Origin of the sequence: Pandoraea cepalis (assembly GCF_902459625.1) — a bacterium.
GTDB lineage: Bacteria > Pseudomonadota > Gammaproteobacteria > Burkholderiales > Burkholderiaceae > Pandoraea > Pandoraea cepalis.
Map to the genome: position 1 here is coordinate 20957 of NZ_CABPRY010000012.1, position 19499 is coordinate 40455.

At 65.4% G+C, this 19499-nt stretch carries 19 protein-coding genes; 7 read left to right on the plus strand and 12 right to left on the minus strand.

What is annotated here, in order from left to right; all coding sequences use genetic code 11:
* Positions 1-593: 593 nt before the first annotated feature.
* Positions 594-1298: a fumarylacetoacetate hydrolase family protein gene (locus PCE31107_RS19665; RefSeq protein WP_150564027.1), complete on the minus strand. Its 705-nt coding sequence runs from the start codon at positions 1296-1298 to the stop codon at positions 594-596.
* A 110-nt stretch (positions 1299-1408) separates the two neighbouring features.
* On the minus strand, positions 1409-1828 hold the full coding sequence (locus tag PCE31107_RS19670) for a VOC family protein (RefSeq protein WP_130026404.1): 420 nt from the start codon (positions 1826-1828) through the stop codon (positions 1409-1411).
* Positions 1829-2007: 179 nt separating this feature from the next.
* Here PCE31107_RS19670 and PCE31107_RS19675 point away from each other — a divergent pair, with 179 nt between their 5' ends.
* Positions 2008-2925, plus strand: a complete 918-nt coding sequence (locus PCE31107_RS19675) for a LysR family transcriptional regulator (protein ID WP_150610372.1) — start codon at positions 2008-2010, stop codon at positions 2923-2925.
* Here the strand turns inward: PCE31107_RS19675 and PCE31107_RS19680 are convergent.
* The 4 genes from PCE31107_RS19680 to PCE31107_RS19695 are packed head-to-tail and all read right to left on the minus strand — an operon-like array spanning position 2922 to position 7522.
* On the minus strand, positions 2922-4430 hold the full coding sequence (locus tag PCE31107_RS19680) for an efflux transporter outer membrane subunit (protein ID WP_150610373.1): 1509 nt from the start codon (positions 4428-4430) through the stop codon (positions 2922-2924). The two genes, PCE31107_RS19675 and PCE31107_RS19680, sit on opposite strands and share 4 nt — an antisense overlap.
* 7 nt (positions 4431-4437) lie before the next feature.
* On the minus strand, positions 4438-5580 hold the full coding sequence (locus PCE31107_RS19685; protein WP_150610374.1) for an ABC transporter permease: 1143 nt from the start codon (positions 5578-5580) through the stop codon (positions 4438-4440).
* Complete coding sequence (locus tag PCE31107_RS19690; RefSeq protein WP_150610375.1) at positions 5577-6560, minus strand: ABC transporter ATP-binding protein; 984 nt, start codon at positions 6558-6560, stop codon at positions 5577-5579. The genes PCE31107_RS19685 and PCE31107_RS19690 overlap by 4 nt, the downstream gene beginning before the upstream one ends.
* Positions 6557-7522, minus strand: a complete 966-nt coding sequence (locus PCE31107_RS19695) for an HlyD family secretion protein (protein ID WP_246181895.1) — start codon at positions 7520-7522, stop codon at positions 6557-6559. The genes PCE31107_RS19690 and PCE31107_RS19695 overlap by 4 nt, the downstream gene beginning before the upstream one ends.
* A gap of 182 nt (positions 7523-7704) precedes the next feature.
* Here PCE31107_RS19695 and folE point away from each other — a divergent pair, with 182 nt between their 5' ends.
* Positions 7705-8271, plus strand: a complete 567-nt coding sequence (folE, locus tag PCE31107_RS19700) for a GTP cyclohydrolase I FolE (RefSeq protein WP_130026399.1) — start codon at positions 7705-7707, stop codon at positions 8269-8271.
* A gap of 75 nt (positions 8272-8346) precedes the next feature.
* Here folE and PCE31107_RS19705 read toward each other — a convergent pair whose 3' ends face one another.
* The 5 genes from PCE31107_RS19705 to PCE31107_RS19725 form a co-directional block, all read right to left on the minus strand.
* A complete protein-coding gene (locus tag PCE31107_RS19705; protein ID WP_246181896.1) occupies positions 8347-8925 on the minus strand; it encodes a YbhB/YbcL family Raf kinase inhibitor-like protein in 579 nt (192 codons plus the stop codon).
* A gap of 11 nt (positions 8926-8936) precedes the next feature.
* Positions 8937-9122 (minus strand): hypothetical protein, encoded by a 186-nt coding sequence (locus PCE31107_RS19710; protein ID WP_150610376.1) that lies wholly within the window; start codon positions 9120-9122, stop codon positions 8937-8939.
* A complete protein-coding gene (gene cydB, locus PCE31107_RS19715; RefSeq protein WP_130026397.1) occupies positions 9106-10104 on the minus strand; it encodes a cytochrome d ubiquinol oxidase subunit II in 999 nt (332 codons plus the stop codon). Before cydB ends, PCE31107_RS19710 begins: the two co-directional genes overlap by 17 nt.
* Positions 10105-10144: 40 nt before the next feature.
* A complete protein-coding gene (locus PCE31107_RS19720) occupies positions 10145-11590 on the minus strand; it encodes a cytochrome ubiquinol oxidase subunit I (protein WP_150610377.1) in 1446 nt (481 codons plus the stop codon).
* Between the two features lie 230 nt (positions 11591-11820).
* A complete protein-coding gene (locus PCE31107_RS19725) occupies positions 11821-12492 on the minus strand; it encodes a DUF1345 domain-containing protein (protein WP_130026395.1) in 672 nt (223 codons plus the stop codon).
* 471 nt (positions 12493-12963) lie between these two features.
* Between PCE31107_RS19725 and PCE31107_RS19730 the strand changes: the two genes are divergently transcribed.
* Entirely contained in the window at positions 12964-14352 is a 1389-nt protein-coding gene (locus PCE31107_RS19730; RefSeq protein ID WP_150610378.1) for an MFS transporter, read from the plus strand.
* Positions 14353-14518: 166 nt separating this feature from the next.
* On the opposite strand, the gene PCE31107_RS19735 is transcribed toward PCE31107_RS19730, so the two are convergent.
* On the minus strand, positions 14519-15343 hold the full coding sequence (locus tag PCE31107_RS19735) for an isocitrate lyase/PEP mutase family protein (RefSeq protein ID WP_130026393.1): 825 nt from the start codon (positions 15341-15343) through the stop codon (positions 14519-14521).
* A 255-nt stretch (positions 15344-15598) separates the two neighbouring features.
* On the opposite strand from PCE31107_RS19735, the gene PCE31107_RS19740 reads away from it, so the two are divergent.
* The 4 genes from PCE31107_RS19740 to mnmH are packed head-to-tail and all read left to right on the plus strand — an operon-like array spanning position 15599 to position 19453.
* Positions 15599-16231, plus strand: coding sequence for a cytochrome b (locus tag PCE31107_RS19740; protein WP_150610379.1), 633 nt, complete (start codon positions 15599-15601; stop codon positions 16229-16231).
* Positions 16228-17733, plus strand: a complete 1506-nt coding sequence (locus PCE31107_RS19745; protein ID WP_174966735.1) for a glycosyltransferase family 2 protein — start codon at positions 16228-16230, stop codon at positions 17731-17733. Before PCE31107_RS19740 ends, PCE31107_RS19745 begins: the two co-directional genes overlap by 4 nt.
* Before the next feature lie 23 nt (positions 17734-17756).
* On the plus strand, positions 17757-18401 hold the full coding sequence (locus PCE31107_RS19750; protein ID WP_150610380.1) for a tetratricopeptide repeat protein: 645 nt from the start codon (positions 17757-17759) through the stop codon (positions 18399-18401).
* Positions 18398-19453 (plus strand): tRNA 2-selenouridine(34) synthase MnmH, encoded by a 1056-nt coding sequence (gene mnmH, locus PCE31107_RS19755; RefSeq protein ID WP_150610381.1) that lies wholly within the window; start codon positions 18398-18400, stop codon positions 19451-19453. The genes PCE31107_RS19750 and mnmH overlap by 4 nt, the downstream gene beginning before the upstream one ends.
* Positions 19454-19499: the final 46 nt, after the last annotated feature.

Consider the following 19499-nt stretch of genomic DNA (forward strand, 5'->3'; position numbering starts at 1 on the left):
GGACTTAGGGCGCAAGGCCCCGTACGGCGCATTTGCATGATCCCCTCCCTGACTATTTCCCATCGTCTGAACCGAATCGATCATCGGTGCAATCCGCCCGCGCTCGGGGCGCTCCCGGCGAGGGATAGGCATCGGGCGTGCCGGGGCCATGTGGCGTGCATGGCGTGATTCCCGAGGCAGTTGGCCCTGGCGATGAGGCTTCCCCGAGGGCGGACGGCTTGCCCTGTCGTTGATGCGAGAAGCGTGCCAGTGGTAACAAAGCCTTGAATCAAAAGGGAAGTTGATCGCTCGACGCGGGGCACATGTCGTCGTCCGATGAAAAACGTTTCAGGAATGAACGGCAGGGCGGGGAGGGCGTGCTGAATGTTGCACCGGCGGGCGGGTACCCGTTGGGAGGCCCGGCGCCGCAGCGGTGACGGCAAATTAGGCAATGCACTTGACACCTAATGCCGGCGGGCGTTTGCGACGTCGGCGGGACACTTATGCAGAGGGTTATCAACAGTTGCTGTGGATATCCCGGCAGACGTATCCCGGCCGACGCACCGGCGCAGCGACGCACCGGCGCAGCGTGCGAATCGATCGAACGACTTGCGTCAGGCGGCGGGCTTCTGGCCGATGGCGAAGGCAATCTCGCCCACACCGGCCACACCGGCGCTAACCTTGTCGCCGGGTTCGAGCGGCCCGACACCGGCGGGGGTGCCGGTAAAGATCAGGTCGCCCGCGGCGAGCTTCACGCTGCGCGAGATCTCGGCAATCAGATCGGGGACCGACCAGATCAGTTCGTTGAGATCACCGGTCTGGCGGTTCTCGCCGTTCACGTCAAGCCACACGCGGCCTTCCTTCGGATGGCCGACCTCGGCCACGGCGTGCAGCGGGCCGCATGGGGCCGACGCATCGAACGCCTTGCCCCAGTCCCACGGACGGCGCGTGTCCTTGGCTTGCTGTTGCAGGTCGCGACGGGTCAGATCGACGCCAACGCCATACCCCCACACCAGCGAGAGCGCCTGATCCGCATCGACGTTCTCGCCATCGGCGCCGATGGCGACCACCAGTTCAATTTCGTGGTGCAGTTCGCTCGTGAGCGGCGGGTAGGGCAGCGTGCCGTTGGCGGCCACGACAGCGTCGGCCGGCTTCATGAAAAAGAACGGCGGCTCGCGATCCGGATTGCTGCCCATCTCGCGCGCGTGCGCAGCATAGTTGCGGCCGACGCAGAACACGCGACGCACGGGGAAACGGGCATCGCTGCCCGCCACGGCGACCGACGCCTGGGGCGGCGCCGAAATAACGAATTGGCTCATGAGAAGACTCTCGGCTGATACGAAACAATGACGGATAAACACAGGCGCCGACACGAGGCGGCGCCTTGCATGCCGTCGCGTCTGACTGCGCGAGCGACGGCGCAACAGTATTACTTGGCAAAGACCTGCGACATATCTGCGAACGCCTTGAACTCCAGCGCGTTGCCGGCCGGGTCGTAGAAGAAGAGCGTCGCTTGCTCGCCCACCTGCCCGGCGAAACGAATATGCGGTTCGATCACGAAGCGGGTGCCCGCGGCACGCAGGCGATCGGCCAGCGCGTGCCATGCCGGCATGTCAAGGATAACGCCGAAATGCGGCACGGGAACCTCATCGCCGTCGACCGGGTTCGTGATCCGCCGGCCGGCGTCTTCCGGCGAGAGATGGGCCACCAGTTGATGACCGAAGAAGTCGAAGTCGATCCAGTGATCCGAACTGCGGCCTTCGGTACAGCCCATCACGTCGCCATAGAAGCGGCGGGCCGCATCGAGATTGTCGACAGGGAACGCGAGATGAAAGAGTGGTGTTGCCATAGGAAACTCCAATGCCATGCGGTGAGAAGCGAGCACCGAATCCGGCGAGTGCTATCGGAAATGCTGTCCTGGGTCATCGGTGGCGTGAACGGCGTCACTGATTTGCGGTAAATTCTATCCATCGATAAAAACAATCCAAAACGAATAATTCGAACGCTCAGGCAGAAAATTTTCGATCCATGATCCGCTATCTCAAAACCTTCGTTACGGCCGCCGAAACCGCATCGTTCTCGGCGGCGGGGGCGCGACTCGGATTGACCCAGTCGGCCGTGAGTGCGCAGATTCAGCGACTTGAGGACGATCTCGGTGTGCGACTCTTCGAGCGCACTGCCCGCGCCGTGACCTTGTCCGACGATGGCCGTCGATTGCTCGCTCAGGCGCAGGGAGTGATTGCCGGCTATCAGGCCATGCGCGGCGAGGCGGGCGGATACGGCGGGCAGGCGGCGCTCGCGCCGATCCACGTGGGCGCGATCCTCACGGCGCAACTCGGTCTCCTGCCCGGCGCAATGTCGCGCTGGACCGCGCTCGGCGCGATGCCGCATCTGAACATCGTGCCGGGCATGTCCGTGCAGCTGCTCGCGCAACTCGATGCCAAGGAACTCGATCTGGCGGTGATGATCCGCCCGCGTATCGGTGTGCCGGCCGATATGAAATGGCTCACCCTCATGCAGGAGCCGTACGTGGCGATCGCGCCCAAAGGCACGGGCGGAACCGTGGCCGACTGGGCGCAAGCCCTGCCGTTCGTGCGTTACAACCGGCGCTCGTATGGTGGCGACCTCGTCGAGCGTTACCTGCGACGTCACCGGCTCTGGGTGCGCGAGGGCGTGGAGCTTGACGAGCCCGAAGTCATCTTGCGCATGGTTCGGGCGCGGCTGGGATGGTCGATCGTGCCTGCGACGCTCATCGGCTTGCCGGTTGGCGGCAACGTGGGGGCGAAGCTTGCCAAGGGCGGCGCAACGGGCGTGCAGGTTCTTCCACTCAGCGGCGCGCCGCTCACGCGCGAGTTGGGGGTGTTGGTGCGTCAGCCAGCGCTTGGCCGCCCACCGGTCGCCACGCTGATGAAGTGTCTGGCGGACGAGGCGCAGTCGCGCGGCTAGGGCGTCGCCTGAACACGGGATGGCTCGACCATCGCCCCGCCCAACGCTTGCCACAATGCGGCCGTGTCCGTCAGGCGAGCGCCTTGCGCGTCGAGTCGCGCGCGTGTGGCGTCGAGCGCCTGACGCTGCACGTCGAGCCAAGCGAGATGACTGATGCCGCCCACCCGATATCGTTCGCTTGCGATCCGGAGCGCGGTTTCCGCTCGCCGGGCCGCGTCGGCACGTGCGGCCAGGGTGTCGGCATCGGAGGCCAGCGCGCGCATGGCATCGGCGACCTGTGCGAGACCGAGCAGCACGGTGTCCTGATACGACGCCAGTGCGGCGTCGTATGCCGCGATGGCCGAGCGCCGTTGCGCCTGCAACGCGCCGCCGCGAAACAGCGGCTGCAGCAGGTTCATCCCGAGGTTCCAGATATTGATGCCATCGCCAAGATCGGCCAGTCGCATGCGCTGCGTGCCGAAGCTGCCGGAAAGTGTGAACTGGGGGTAGAGGTTCGCCGTGGCGACGCCGACATCGGCACTTGCCTTGTGCAACAACGCTTCGGCGGCGCGGATATCCGGTCGGCGCCGGGCCAGCGTCGACGGCAGCGAGACGGGAACCGTCCGCGGTAATCGCAGGGTATCGAGATCGATGACGGGCGACGCGAACGCGCCCGGCGGCTGACCGGTCAAGCGCGCCAACTGGTGATCGTATTGCGCAATTTGCGTGCGCAACGCGGGCAGCTGGGCTTCGGTCTGGGCGACGAGCGCCGCCTGATTCTCGACGTCGAGCGTCGATACGCCCCCCAAGCGCTCGCGTGAGCGTGTGATATCGAGCTGCGCCCGTTGAGCCGTCACGATACCTTCGAGTGCTGAGAGTTGCGCCCGGGCACTGGCCTGGCGCAGGGCGGCTGTCACTACGTTGCCCGCGAGCGAGAGCCTGGCCGCGTCCAGCGTGAAGTGTTGATAGTCGATCTGAGCGGCGAGCCCTTCCAGCGCGCGGCGATTGGCGCCGAACACGTCGAGCGTGTAGGACACGTCGACGCTGGCGTTATACAAGGTGAACGGCCCGGGACTCGGCAAGCTGGTGATGCCGAACGACGCCGGATCGACCCGTTCGCGCGTACCGGAGAGCTTCAGATTCGCCGAGGGCAGGGAGCGCGCGCCGTCCTGAGCACGAAAGTCTTCCTGCGCCTGACGCAGTTTCGCCTCGGCCTGGCGTAGCGTTGGACTGTCGGTCAACGCCTGCGCGACGAGGGCGTTGAGCGCGGGCGAGCCGAAGCGGGTCCACCAGGCGGACGGCACGTCCTCGCCGGCGACGAAGGTCTGCGCGGCGCTTTGCGCGCCTGCTGCCCCGGCCGTCGTCGAGGGTTGTGTGCCCGTGGTGTATTGCGCGACATGCGTAGCGTCGGGGGCGCGCCAGTCCGGACCGAGCGCGCAGGCGGCGAGCATCGCGCTCAGCCCGAGCGCCAGCCACCGCGACCCGTAGGCGAGGCGGCGGCGATGCGCAAGTTGGGCAAGTCGCATGAGCGCCTCAGTCGAGGGTACGTTTGTAGAACTTCACGGCCACCATCATGAGAATGGCGGAGAAGGCCAGCAGCGGCCACAGATCGTGCCACGCATCGGCCCAGCCGTTGCCCTTGAGCAGAATGCCGCGAATGAGCCGGTTGAAATACGTCAGCGGCAGCAGGTTGCCGATGGCCTGTGCCCACGCGGGCATGCCGCCAAACGGGAACATGAAGCCCGAGAGCAGCATGCTCGGCAGAAAGTAGAACACGGTGAGCTGCATGGCCTGCAACTGGTTCTGTGCAAACGACGATAACGCGATCCCGACGATCAGGTTGGCCGCGATAAACACCAGCGCGGCGAGATAGATCGCGACGACACTGCCTTCGAACGGCACATGAAAGGCGAAGCGCGCGGCGATCAGGATGATGGTCGCCTGAAGCAACCCAATGGCGACGTACGGCACGATCTTGCCGGTCATGACTTCGATGGGCAATACCGGCGTGGCGAGCAGGTTCTCCATCGTGCCGCGCTCGCGCTCGCGCACGATGGCAATGCCGGTCATCATCGCAAGTGTCATCGTCAGAATCACCCCCATCAGGCCGGGAATGATGTTGTATTGCGTGATGCCCTCCGCGTTATAGAGACGATGCACCTGCACGTCGAACGCCGCTTGCGAGCCGGCCAGATTCGCAAGCGGCCCCGTCAGGTCCTTTTGCGCGGCGGACTGGGCGATGGCTGGCAAGGCGCCGAGCGCGGAGGCCATTGCCATCGGATCCGTCGCATCGGCCTCGATGAGCACGGCGGGCCGCTCGCCGCGCAACAGCCGGCGAGTGAAATCGGCAGGAATGTTCAGCACGAACTGCGCGCGTCCCTGCGCGAGAGCGGCGCGTCCGGCATCTTCGCTGGTCAACGCCTCGGTAAAGCGAAAGTATCCCGAATGCTCCATCGCGGCCATGAAGCTGCGCGTGAACTCGCTGTCGTCGGCCACGAGCGTCGCGGTCGGCATATGCTTGGGATCGGAGTTGATGGCGAAGCCGAAGAGCGCCAGTTGCACAAGCGGCACACCCACGATCATCGCAAACGTCACGCGGTCGCGGCGCAGTTGCAGGAACTCCTTGCACACAATGCTCCACCACCGGGCGATCGAGAACCCGAGCGGCGCGCTCATGCCTTGTCTCCGAAGTTGTCTTTCGCGTGGCTCATCAGGTAAATGAATACGTCTTCCAGGCTCGTGTCGATGGGCGCGACCCGCAGCCCGCGTTCGCTGGCCAGATCATGCAGCAACTTGTCCAGGGCGGTGGCATCCCGCCCGCTGACATGCAGCGTATCGCCAAAGGCGACCGTCTGTGCCACGACGGGTTGCGCGCGCAGTTCGCGCGCCAGATCGATGAGGTTCTCGCCGTGCACCCGCCACGTCGACAGATGCTGGCGAGCGGTGACCTCGGCGGCCGTGCCTTGCGCGAGCAGTTCGCCATACGAGATGTAGGCGAGCTTGTGACAGCGCTCGGCCTCGTCCATGTAATGCGTGCTCACGAGAACCGAGATGCCGCGCGAGGCCAACTCGTGCAATTCCTCCCAGAAGTCGCGCCGGGCGGTCGGGTCGACGCCGGCGGTCGGCTCGTCGAGCAGCAGCACCTGCGGCTCGTGCAGCATGCACGCCGCGAGCGCCAGGCGCTGCTTCCAGCCGCCGGAGAGCGACCCGGTCAGTTGCTTTGCGCGGCCCGTCAGGCCGAGCCGCTCGATGGCCCGCTCGACGGCGTCTCGCCGGTTCGGCATGCCATACACGCGTGCCACGAAGTCGAGGTTCTCGCGAATGGTCAGGTCTTCCCAGTACGAGAAGCGTTGCGTCATGTAGCCCACGTGACGCTTGATCTGCGCGCTCTCGCGCACGATATCGAAACCGAGGCACGTGCCGCTGCCCGAGTCGGGGGTGAGCAAGCCGCACATCATGCGGATGCAGGTTGTCTTGCCGCTGCCGTTCGGCCCGAGAAAGCCGAAGATTTCGCCGCGCTGCACTTGCAGCGACACATCCTTGACAACGTGCTTGTCGCCGAAGCGTTTGTTCAGACCCTTCACATCGATCGCGAGACGGCCCTCGTCGGCCGGGGGGGCGACGATCTCACGCGGGCGCGCATCGCGGCCGTTCATGGTCGCGTCACCTGCACCGGCTGCCCGGGATTGAGTGTGACGGCGTCTGCCGCGGCGGGATGCGCTTCGATCATGTAGACGAGCTTGTCGCGCGTGTCGTTGCTGTAGATAACGGGCGGCGTGTACTCGGCCTGATGGGCGACGTACGTGATGCGGGCGGGTACGCCTGCGCCACATCCGTCGCAGGCGATGTGCACGGTCTGCCCCGCGCTCAGGCTGCCCAAGGCGGTCTCCGGCACGAAGAAGCGCACCTTGATGTTGCCCGGCGGCAGCAGTCGCACGACGGGGCTGCCCGCCGCGACCCATTCGCCGATGCGGTACATCGTGTCGTACACGCGCCCCGCGGCGCTCGCGACGGGATGCTTCTGAGCGAGTTGCCAGTCGGCCTGCGCAAGCGCCGCGCGCGCCACATCGACCTGAGCGGCCTGCGCCTGTCGTTGGGCGTCGCGGCCCGGCAGTCGCGCGACCGCCAGACTGCTCTGCAACTCCTGCACGCGGGCGCTGCTGCTGCGGGCGTCGGCGCGGCTGGCGTCGAGTTGTTCGCGGGAAATTCCGCCGGCGGCATATTGCGCCTGATCGCGGTCGAACTGCGCAAGCGACTTGTCGCGCACGGCGATGGCTTGCTTGAGTTGGGCGGCAGCGACGGCGATCTCGTCGGGGCGCTTGCCGGTTTCGAGATCGCGCAACTGGGCCTCGGCGCTGGCGAGTGTCTCGCGCGCGTGGGCCTGTGCGGCCAGTTCGTAAGTGGAGTCGAGATCGAAGAGGGCATCTCCCGCCTTGACCTCCTGGCCGCGGGTTACCGACAGCGTAGTCAGGGTTCCGGCCTGCGACGAGGCAACATAGACGAATTCGCCCTCCACATAGCCTTGCCACGGCCGGGCGGAGTGGTCGCCGCAGCCAGCCAGCGCGGCCATGGCGGCAAGGGTGATCGCGTTAGTGCACATGCGGGGGCTTGCCGGCATGACGCGCCTCGTGCGTTGCGGTTGTTCGCTGCCACCTTAGCGCAAAAGCGGGGCAACGGGCAATCCGTCGCCATGCGCGGGCAGGGACTCTCTGCTATTGTGCGCACATGTCCGGCGGCGCACGGGGCGCGCGAACCTTAACAGCGCAGCGCACCGGACCTCATGCAAGGAGCTTGATTGATATGTCTCACGACACGTTCGACGAAAACGACTGGAAGCGATTCCTGGAACACATCGGCGAAGACCCGAACCGCCCCGGTCTACACGAAACGCCGTCGCGCGTTCAAAAGGCCTGGCGTCAATGGACGTCCGGCTACGGCCAGGATCCGGCCGAAGTGCTCAAGGTCTTCGAAGACGGCGCCGAGCAATACAACGAACTGATCGTCGTACGAGGGATTCCCGTCTACAGCCATTGCGAGCACCATCTCGCCCCGTTCTTCGGCAAGGCGACCATCGGCTACCTGCCCAACGGCAAGATCGTCGGATTGTCGAAGCTCACGCGTCTGGTCGACTGTTTTGCGCGCCGCCTGCAAGTCCAGGAGCGTCTGACCACGCAGATCGCCGAAGCGCTGATGACGCATCTGCAACCGAAGGCCGTCGGGGTGGTGGTGTCGTGTCGTCACATGTGCATGGAAAGCCGTGGTATTCGCACGGCCGGGGAAGAGACCGTGACGTCGGCGATGCTCGGTGAGTTGCAGCCGAACCTGGCGTTGCGCACGGAGTTTCTCGCGCTCGCTCGCGACAAATAGTCGCAGGACGGCGTACCAACGAAAAGCGCTGGCGGGGAAGTCCCTCCAGCGCTTTTTTTGCTGCACGACGAGCGCTTATCGGCCGTATCGCGCCACGAGGGTCGAGCCGTTCAGCGTGTGGCCGGCCAACGCGGTCGTCAGGCCGTTGGCGTCGAGCCCCGGCGGCAGACGGCCCGGTTCCAGATCGGTGGCCGTCACCGTAATGATGTAGTGGTGCGGCGAATCGCCGACCGGCGGACACGCGCCGCGATAGGCCATTGCACCGCTGACGTTCTTGCCCAGCGTGACGTGCTCGTTCGTTTCATTGCCCGCCCCGGCCGCGAGCGACGAGACGGTTGCCGGAATGTTGTAGGCGAGCCAATGCACCACGCCGCCGCCTTTCGCGCCGTCCGGGTCCTTCATCGTGATGACCACGCTGCGCGTGGCTTGCGGCAGATGCTGCCACGCGAGCGGCGGGCTCACATTCTTGCCGCCGCACTCGCCCAGCCCGGCGTGGATCGCGGGCAGCATGCCGCCGTCAGCGAACGCGCTCGACGACACGCTCATGCCTTCGGCACAGGCCACCCCGGCGCCGGTGGCGAGCGTCACGGCCACGGCTGCCGCGCCGGCGATTCGCAACGATTGCTTTCCCGCAGCGGATGAAAGTCGATTCATAAGCACGCCTCCTATTTGGCAGATGCAATGATGAGCTTGAATGGTAGTGCAAGCAGGGCGGTGCCGGCCACACCGGCGCACCAGAGCGCGACGAACCATCCCCAGCCAATCAAGCGCACCTGCCAGGCGGGGTGGGCGGCGGCTCGCTCGCGCCGCTGGCGCACGGCGGGCCGCACGAGGTCAGTGATAGTGCGCATCGTGAGCCACCTTGCCGCGAAATACCCAGTAGGCCAGCATCGTATAGCCGAGGATCACCGGAATAATGAAGGCCGCGCCCCATAGCGTGAACGACAGACTCGACTGCGGGGCGGCGGCGTCCCACAGCGTGATGCCTGGGAGAATCGCGTACGGATACGCGCTGATCAGCAACCCACTGTACCCCAGAAACACGAGTCCGATGGCGAGCCAGAAGGGCGTGGCATCGTGCGAGCGGCGCAGCACGCGGCGCATGACGAGCGTGGCGCCCGCCACGAGGAACGGCACCGGCAGGCAGCGCCAGAACCACTGGTCGGCGAACCAGCGATCGGCCACGAGCGGCACGCGCAGCGGCGTCCACAGCGACACGACGGCCATCGTGGCCACGAGCGCCAGCGTCAGCGGCCAGGCGAGCACACGCAAGCGGCGCTGCAGATCGCCCTCGGTCTTGCCGATCAGCCAGCAGGCGCCGAGCAGTGCGTACGTCACGACCAGGCCCAGCCCGGTGAACAGGTTGAACGCGGTGACCCAGGCGAAGGCGTCGCCCGCGAACTGACCGTTCTCGACCGGAATGCCCGAGAGATACGCGCCGAGCGAGACGCCCTGAAAGAACGTTGCGCCGGCCGAGCCACCGATGAATGCGAGATCCCACCACGGCCGGGTGCGATGCGACTTGCCGCGAATCTCGAACGCCACGCCTCGGAAGATCAGGCACACGAGCATGAGCACGAGCGGAAGATACAGCGCCGAGAGGAGTACCGAATACACCATTGGGAACGCGGCGAGCAATCCGGCGCCCCCGAGTACGAGCCATGTTTCGTTGCCGTCCCAGACGGGGGCGACGGAGTGCATCATCGTGTCGCGTTCGCGCGCGTCGGGGAAGAACGGAAAAAGAATGCCGATGCCGAGGTCGAAGCCGTCGAGCACCACGTAGAGAAACAGGCCGAGCGCGATGATGGCGGCCCACGCCAAAGTCAGATCCATGATAAATCTCGGTAACGTCGAAGTCGTGATGGGGCGCCGATCAGGTCGCGTGTGCGCCGTCGGTGTCCATTCGTCCGGATAGCCCGGACAGGGCGGGGGCGGTTTGCGCCGCGAGGTGGCCGCGTGGCGACGAGTGATCGCTGCCGGACGCCGCCGACGGCTCGCCGGGCAACACCGGACCGACGCGCAGCCACTTGAGCAGGTAATAGATGCCCGTGCCGAACACGAGGCAGTAGGTGAGCACGAGCACCAGCAGCGAGACCTGCACCTGTTGGGCGCTCACCGGCGACACGGCGTGCGCGGTGCGCATCACCCCGTAGACGACCCACGGCTGGCGTCCGGCTTCGGTGGTGACCCAACCTGCCAGCAACGCAACGAAGCCGGTCGGCGAGAGGACGAGCATGGCGCGGGCAAAGCGGCGCGACGTGAAGAGCGTGCCGCGACGGCGCAGCCATATGGCGGCCAGCGCGGCGGCGATCATCGCGAGGCCGAGGCCGACCATGATGCGAAAACTCCAGAACACGAGCGGCACGTTGGGGCGTTCGTCTTTCGGGAATTCCTTCAGACCACGAATCTCGCCGTCCCAGCGATGCGTGAGGATGAGGCTACCCAGGTGCGGTACTTCAAGCGCATAACGCGTGGTCTCGGCGGCCATGTCGGGCCAGCCGAACAGGTTGAGCGGCGTGCCGCCGGTCTTCGTCTCCCAAAGCCCTTCGATGGCGGCGAGCTTGGCCGGTTGGTACTCACGCGTGTTCAGACCATGAAGATCGCCAACGACGGCCTGCAGCGGCGCGAAGATCAGCAGCAGCCACATGGCCATGGAAAACATGGTCTTGACGGCCGGGTCGCGGCGCCCGCGCAGCAGGTGCCATGCGCCGGTGCCCGCCACGACGAGCGCGGCCACGACGAACGCCGCGATGCTCATGTGCGCCAGCCGATACGGGAAGGACGGGTTGAAGATCACGTCCCACCACGACAGCACGACCACGCGGCCGTCGACGATCTCGACACCCTGCGGCGTTTGCATCCAGCTATTCGACGCGAGAATCCAGAACGTTGAAATCAACGTGCCGACGGCCACGCACAAGGTCGCGGCGAAGTGCGCACGCTCGCTGACGCGGTTCCAACCGAACAGCATGATGCCGAGGAAGCCCGCTTCGAGGAAGAACGCGGTCATCACCTCGTAAGTGAGCAGCGGGCCGGTGACCGCGCCGGCGAAACTCGAAAAGCCCGACCAGTTGGTGCCGAACTGATAGGCCATCACCACGCCGGAGACGACGCCCATGCCGAAGCACACCGCGAAGGCCTTCGACCAGAAGCGACACAGATCGAGATAGTGCGGCTGACGTGTTTTGAGCCAGAGACCTTCCAGCACGGCGATGAAGCTCGCCAGACCAATGGAGACGGCGGGAAATACGATGTGAAACGAGACCGTGAACGCGAATTGCAGGCGCGCGAGGTCAACAGCTTCTGGAGCGGCAGTCATGTCGTGATCAATGTAGGCAAACCAACCCTGTCTATAGGGCGACCCTCACTGCCGATCGCCCCTTGTTTGCCTGCATGGTAGGGCGTGCTGCACCGCAGCACGCGTGACAAGACGTCACATGCGGCGCATTGACGCGGCATCAATCGCCGCGTCGATTTGCGCTAGTGGCCTGTTTTTGTGGGGATTCGCGTCCTTGCCGGGTGCGACTTCATGTCACACGCAGGCGGGCGCTACGCGAGCAATCCGGCACCGATATTGATCGACAGGCCGAGCACGGCGAGATTGAAGAAGAACGAGAGGACGGCCTGCGCAAGCGCGGTGCGCCGCATGCGGCGCGATGTCAGCGCGATGTCCGCGGTTTGCGAGGCGACGGCGATGGTGAACGAGAAATACAGGAAATCCCAGTAATCCGGATCGCAGTCGCGCTCGGGCCAGGCCAGCGCGAAGGGCGATTCCGTATCGGTGAAGTACAGCCGCGCGTAATGCAGCGTGTAGATCGTCGGCACGAGGAACCATCCGGCGATCAGCGTGGCGGCCGCGAACAGCACATGCTCCGAGGCCTGATGTGGGGCGCCGGTCTTTGCGCTCGCCAGCACGTGGATGATGGCGGCCACACTGGCGATGGCCGACAGGCTGACCACGGTGAGCACAATGGCCGCGCTCTGGTCTTCCTGCTCGGCAAAGCGCTCGATGCTGCGCTTGGGGGCGGTGACCATCATGAGCCAGATCATCGCGAGATAGGACCAGGCGCCCGTGTTCCAGCCGATCAATATGCGCGTCACCGTGCTGAACTCCCCGCTCACGAAGACCTGGACGAAGAGTCCGGCAAGCACGCCGAGAACGATGGCGATGAGCAGTCGCGGATGGAAGCGAAGCAGATGCGGGAAAAGCTTGGCGTTCATGAGCAATGTCTGGACGGTGGCGATAGGCGGTTCGATTATCCACCAACCCGGTCATTCACCGGTCGTGGGCGGAAATGCGGCCTTCTCGGCAGGCCGGCGGCACAGTTGTGGTGCGCCGCCGCATCGCGATGCGGCATCGTGCCCGTTGCGGTGTCACCGGGGGCGTCGCGCGCACAACGCCGCGCGGCCGATTGCGCGATTTTCCTGATGACCTCGACATCCTGCCTCGCCTTGTCCCGCGGGGCTCTGCCCAGTCGCGAGCCAATTCTTGCAAGCACATGGCACGCCACTTGCTAAGCAGTAGGCAAGGCCAACGACGGCCGAGCGAAGACAAGCGAATTTTCTGCACCGCATGCATGACTTCCGCGCGAGCGCGGACTTCGGGGCAACGGCGTCCCGAAGCCATAGGCCTGTTCACAGGCGTACGGCTTCGGGACGCTTTTTTTTTGGCATATGAACACGAGGGTATCCATGAGCACGCTCACGCAATCGTTGAAAAGTGGCAACTGGCGCGCGCTGGTTGCGTGTTTTCTCTACTTCGACACGGGTTTCACCGTCTGGGTGATGCTCGGCCCTCTGGCGCCGTTCATCAGCAAGGACATTGCGATGACGCCCGCACAAACGGGCTTTCTCGTGGCGGTGCCGGTGCTGGGCGCGGCGATTCTGCGCGTCACGCTGGGCAATCTGTACCAGGCCTACGACGGTCGCAAGATCGCGTTGATGGGGATCACCTTGTCGGCGATTCCGTCAGTCGTGCTGCTGCTGATGCCGGGTGCGCCGTCGTACACGCTGCTGCTCGTACTCGGTGTGCTCCTCGGCATCGGCGGCGCGAGTTTCGCCGTGGCGTTGCCGATGGCAGGCAGCAACTATCCCCCGAAGGTACAGGGGCTGGTGTTGGGTCTCGCCGCGGCGGGCAACATTGGCGCCGTGCTCGATGGCTTCATGTTCCCGGGACTGGCCGAGCACTACGGCTGGGCACGTGCGGCCGGTGCCGCCCTGCCGCTGCTCGCGCTTGCCGCGCTGGCGCTGGTGTTCTGGGCAAAGGATCAGGGTGTTAAGTCGGGCAGCGCGCCGCGCGCGTTCACGAGCTTCTTCATTACCGTGTTCGGTCTTATCGCGCTCGTGTTGTGCGTGCATGCCGGCGCATTCGGCGAAGGCAAGGCCGGTGTGTTGCTGCTGCCGGTGCTGGGCGCGTTGCTGGCGATTGCCGTGTTGCCGCGTCACTATCGCGGCGTGCTCGGCGAACGGGACACGTGGGTCATCATGCTGGTCTACAGCATCACGTTCGGAGGTTTTGTCGGCATGTCGTCGTATGTGACCACGCTGCTCATCTCGCTGTACAGCATGCCGCGCATCGAGGCGGGGCTGTTCATGTCGCTGCTCGCGTTCCTCGGTGCGCTGGTGCGTCCCATCGGCGGAATGGTGGCCGACCGGATCTCTGGCGTGCGCGCGCTGGTGCTGCTGCTCGCGGCGATTTCGGTCATCGATTTTGTCTTTGCCGCGTGGATGCCCCCGCAAGGTGCCGGTGTCGCTCTGCTGGTGCTGATCTACCTGTGCTTCGGTCTCGGTAACGGCGCCACGTTCCAGCTCGTGCCGCAACGCTGGCAAGGCAAGACGGGGCTGATGTCGGGCATCATCGGCGCGGCCGGTGGCATTGGCGGCTTCTACCTGCCGGTCATCATGGGCATAGCCAAGGAATCGACGGGCAGCTACCAGATGGGCTTCGCCACGTTCGGCGCACTGGCGGCGCTGGCGTTCTTGCTGGTTGTCGCCCTGCGCACGCGCTGGATGTCGTGGGCACTGCCCGCGGAGATGGTCGGCGGCGCGGTCCTCGCAGGCGGCGTGGCGCACGTCGAGTAAGCGAAACGCGTTCGCGCACTCGCGGCCCGTCGATGCTTCGGCACGACGGGCCGTTTGGCTTTCTGGCGCAGCTTCGTGCTCCATGTCTCAATCCGAACCGGCCGGTGCGTTTCCCCATGCATCGGGACCCGTAGCTCAATGGCACCGCGGCTGTGCGCCAGAAGCATCACACGCCCTGCCGGAACAGTCCGTTGAGCGTGGCGCCGCTGGCGGCGCCGTCGAACCCGTCGAAGCGCCCTTGGGCGAGCGCCTGCGTGGCGTGCATGAAGCCTCCCCATGCCGCGCGAGCCAGTGCACCGCCCACGCTCACGCGCCGCACGCCAAGCTCGGCAAGCGCCTGCAGTGTCATCGGTGACGACGCGCCAATCAGCACGTTCACCGGTTTGGGCGCCACGGCCGTGACGACGGCCTGGATTTGCTCGACCGATTGAATACCCGGTGCGTAGAGGCAGTCGGCACCCGCCTCCGCATAGGCTTGGAGGCGTGCAATGGCGTCGTCGAGATCGGGCACGCCCGCGAAGAAATTCTCTGCACGACCGATGAGGAGGGTGTCGCCGCCGGTCGCGTCGATCGCTCGGCGCGCGGCTTTCATGCGCGCGACAGCCTCGTCGAGCGGGAAGAGCGGCGCGTTGACGTCGCCCGTCGAGTCTTCGATGGACAAGCCGGCCACGCCTGTTGCCACGGCCATCTTGACGCTGTGCGCGACTTCTTCGGGCGTGCTGCCGAAGCCGCTTTCGAAGTCGGCATTGACGGGCAGATCGGTGGCGTCAACGAGCGTGCGCAAATGCGCGAGGACGGTATCGCGTGTCACGCCATTGTCGGGTTGCCCGGTCGACCAGGCGAAGCCCGAGCTGGTCGAGGCAATCGCCTTGAAGCCCGCGTGTTCGAGATACCTCGCGCTGCCCGCGTCCCAGGGGTTCGGGATGACAAAGCAGCCGGCGAGGTGGAGTTCGCGAAAGGCGACGCGTTTTTCGGCGGTACTACGTGACATGGTGTGTCTCCTGTAGGGGGCGCAGCTCCGCTCACGCTGCGCACGCAAGCCCGATCATCGCGGTTTTGCGCTGGCCTCGCAAGGCAGCCCCGAGGCGATTCAAGGCGTAATATCGACCGCCAGATGTTTTTATCTCATGCACCCGCGCGCAGCGTGTAATCCCGTGTAACACGTTTTTCGGGGGAACTTCAGGAATAAGCGCGATTCCATTGGCGTTATGTAATCATCCTCTTCTGTATTTTCAGGATCACCGACGTGAATTCTCAGCCCCCCTCCGCGACGTCCGCGTCGGCCCCCCCGCGCGGCGTGGCCTTGCACGACGACGCCAAGTACACCCGTGTGGCGATGGTGTTGCACTGGGCGGTCGCCTTGCTGATGCTCGGCAACATCGCGATCGGCCAGACGATTGCCTTGCTGTCCGACGCCACGCTCGAAAAAATCGACGTGCGCTTCTGGATCGATCTGCACAAGTCCATCGGCATTACCGTGCTGGGGCTCGCGATTCTGCGCGTGCTGTGGCGCGCGACACATCGTCCGCCCGCGCTCTCGCACGTGTTTGCATCATGGGAGCGCACGGCGGCGCATCTCGCGCATTGGCTGCTTTATGTCTTGATCGTCGTGCTGCCGCTCACGGGCTGGGCGCACGATTCGGCGTGGGTCGCCGCCTCGACCCATCCGCTGGTGCTGTTCGGTATCGTGCCGTTCCCGCGCATGGGCTTTCTGATGGCGTTGAGCGATGCGAGCAAGGACTACTGGCACACCTTGCTGGGTAACGTCCATACCTACTGTGCTTATGTCTTGTACGTGCTGCTGGCGTTGCACATTGGCGGGGCGCTCAAGCATCAGTGGATCGACCGCCACCCGGTGCTTGGCCGGATGCTGCCGTGAGCGCGGAAACAACGGGGAAGGCGTCGCGACTCGAAGTGGCCCGCGAGCGTCACTCACCGCGCTTCACGCGACCGCCGACGCCGCTGGCCAGTTGGCTGGTGCATACGGGCGTGGCGGCGCTGTGGTGTCTGTTGTTCGCGCAGGCATTCTTTCTCAAGGGCGTGTTCGCGTGGGGCACCGGGGTCGCCTATGTCGCGTACGACACGGTGCTGCTGGCATTCGTATTCTGGCAAGCGTGGCGCCTGATGCGCCCCGACCCCGACGAGACTTCCTCCGACGCAGGTCATGAAGGCGCCGCCGTTCGATTGACGCTCGGCGTGGTGGTCGCGGCGCACAACGAGGCGGCGGCGTTGCCGGTCACGTTGCGCGCGCTGATGGCGGGGCGACGGGTTCCGGACGCCATTGTCATCGCCGACGACGGCTCGCGCGATGGCACGTTCGCATTGCTCACGGGCGAGTATGGGCTCATCGACCCCGGCGAAGGCGGGCTGAGCGCACCGAGTGCGCGCTATCCGAATCTGCAATGGCTGCGTGTGCCGCACGGGGGCAAGGCGCGTGCGCTCAACGCGGCGCTCGTGGATATCGATACGGACATCGTGATGACGGTCGACGCCGACACGTTGCTCGATGCCGAGGCGTGCGCCGCGATGCACGCCGCGTTTGCGCGTCGACCCGGGCTCGTGGCCGCGACTGGCGTGCTCACGCCGGTGTGCGGCCGCACGGCGAGCGCGCGCGTGTTGCAGCTTTTCCAGACGTACGAGTACATCCGAAACTTCATTTCGCGCTATGCCTGGATGCATGCCGACGGCCTGCTGCTGATTTCGGGCGCGTTCGCGTGTTTCCGGCGCGAGGCGGTGCTGGCCGTTGGCGGATTCGATCCGGCTTGTCTTGTCGAGGACTACGAACTGATCCATCGCCTGCGTCGCTATTCGGCCACGCATGGGCTTGGGTGGGAGGTGCGCGTGGTGGGCGGTGCGCAAGCCATCACCGATGCGCCGAGCACGCTCACGAGCTTCCTGCGTCAGCGTCGCCGCTGGTTTGCGGGGTTTCTCCAGACGCAATACTGGTATCGCGATATGGTCGGCAACGGCCGCTATGGCAATCTCGGACGCTGGATGTTGCCGGTAAAGGCATTCGATACGCTTCAGCCGATCTACGGGCTCACCGCGTTCGCGCTGCTCGTCTCGTTCGCCTTCGACGGTCATGTCGGCGTGCTGCTGCCGGTCTCGGGCATCATTCTTGGCAAGATCGGCATCGATCTCGGCTTTCATCTCTGGTCGGTGCATGCGTACCGGCGCTGGACTGGACACAACACCGGTACGAGCTTCGGATGGGCGCTTGTCGCGGCAGTATTGGAGCCGTTTTCGTTCCAACTGATGCGGCACACGGGCGCCGCGCTGGGCTGGGGGCACTTCCTGACCGGGCGCCAGCGTTGGGGCGTTCAGGTGCGACGCGGTATCCTGTCGGGCGAGCGTGGGACGGGGGTGTCCCGCGACGAATGATTTTCCGGCAGTGTTTTCATCAAATGATTCGATTTTCAACGTGGTGGGTGATGGGATGCGCGCTCAGCGGCCTGTTGAGCGTGGCCGGGTGTAGTGTCCCCGAGCGCAAGCCGTCCGGTCCCGACTACGCTGCGCTGGGGGGCGCGGCCGAGGTGCGCGGCGACTGGGACGGCGCACGCCGGGCCTTCGGGCAGGCGGTGCTTGTGGCGGACCAGTCGGGCTGGCCGGCGTCGCATCGCGCGGCCATGCACTTCGACTATGGCCGGGCGCTGGGGGTGACCTGCTACTACCCCGAAGCCGAACGCGAGCTGAGCCTCGCGTACGATCTCGATATCCTCACCGGGCACGTCCGGTATCCGGCGTTGATCGAGTTGGCGCGACTGTCGCTGGTTCAGCGGCAGTACGCGGCGTCGGTGAAGTACTTCGGCCGGGCGCTGGACGCGCTCGATCGCATGGAGGCGGCCCGCAAGGTGCCGTTCGCCTACGCCGAGGTGCTCGACGACTACGCGCTGGCCCTGGGGGGCGCGGGCGATGCCGACGCCGCCACACACATCATCGATCGCGCCGCGAAAGTGCGCGCCGGCCTGGACGAGGCCGTGCGTGCGCAGGCGACATCGCGCACCCCGTACGGTAAGCACTGCGGACAACTGGCGGCGGGGACACGATGAACCCGATGCGCGTTTGCCTGGAAAGCGCGGGCGACTTTGACGACATCATTGACGTTCGCACACCGCTCGAATTTGCCGACGACCACATTCCCGGGGCGATCAACGCGCCGGTGCTCAGCAATGAAGAGCGCGTCATCGTCGGTACGATGTACAAGCAGGTATCGCCATTCGATGCCTCGCGCGTGGGGGCCGCCATGGTCGCGCGCAACATCGCCGCCCATCTCGATACGACGTTCGCCGACCGGCCGCGCAATTGGCGGCCGCTCATCTATTGTTGGCGGGGCGGCAAGCGATCCGAGTCGATGACGCTCATCATGAACATGATCGGCTGGCGTGCGCGCCAGCTCGACGGCGGGTACAAGGCTTACCGGCGCGACGTTGTGGCGTCGCTCGGCACACTGCCCTCGACGCTCGATTACATCGTGCTGGCCGGGCACACGGGCAGCGGCAAGACCCGTCTGCTGCACGCGCTGGCCGGCGTGGGTGCTCAAACGCTCGATCTCGAGGCGCTGGCGAAGCATCGCGGGTCACTGCTTGGGGCAATGCCGGGCGTCGCGCAGCCGTCGCAGAAGTCGTTCGATACTTCGCTGATCGGCGCGTTGCGCGGGCTCGATCCGACGCGGCCGGTGTTTGTCGAAGCGGAGAGCCGCCGGATCGGACTGATTACGCTGCCCGAGTCGTTGATGTCGTCGCTGCGCGGGGCCACGAAGTGTGTCGAGGTTCGCGTGGCGCTCGACGCACGGGTCGACCTGTTGATGCAGGAGTACGGCCATTTGCTGGCGCGGCCGGAGGACTTTCGCACGCAGCTTCTCCGGCTGGTGCCGCTGCATGGACGGGCGGTCATCGACCAATGGCTGACGTTGCTCGACGAGGGGCGGCAACGCGAACTCTCGGAGGTGCTCATTACGCGGCACTACGATCCGGCGTATTCGCGAAGCTCGCGCAAGATGTTGCAGGGAGTGCGCAACACCCTCCCGTTTCCGTTTCATCCGACGGCGCAAGATCTGGGCGAGCAGGCGCGGGCGTTGCTTACGCAGTGCGGGATGGCTTGACCCCACCGTATCGAATTCGTGATAAGCCTTGGCAACCGAGGCCCAG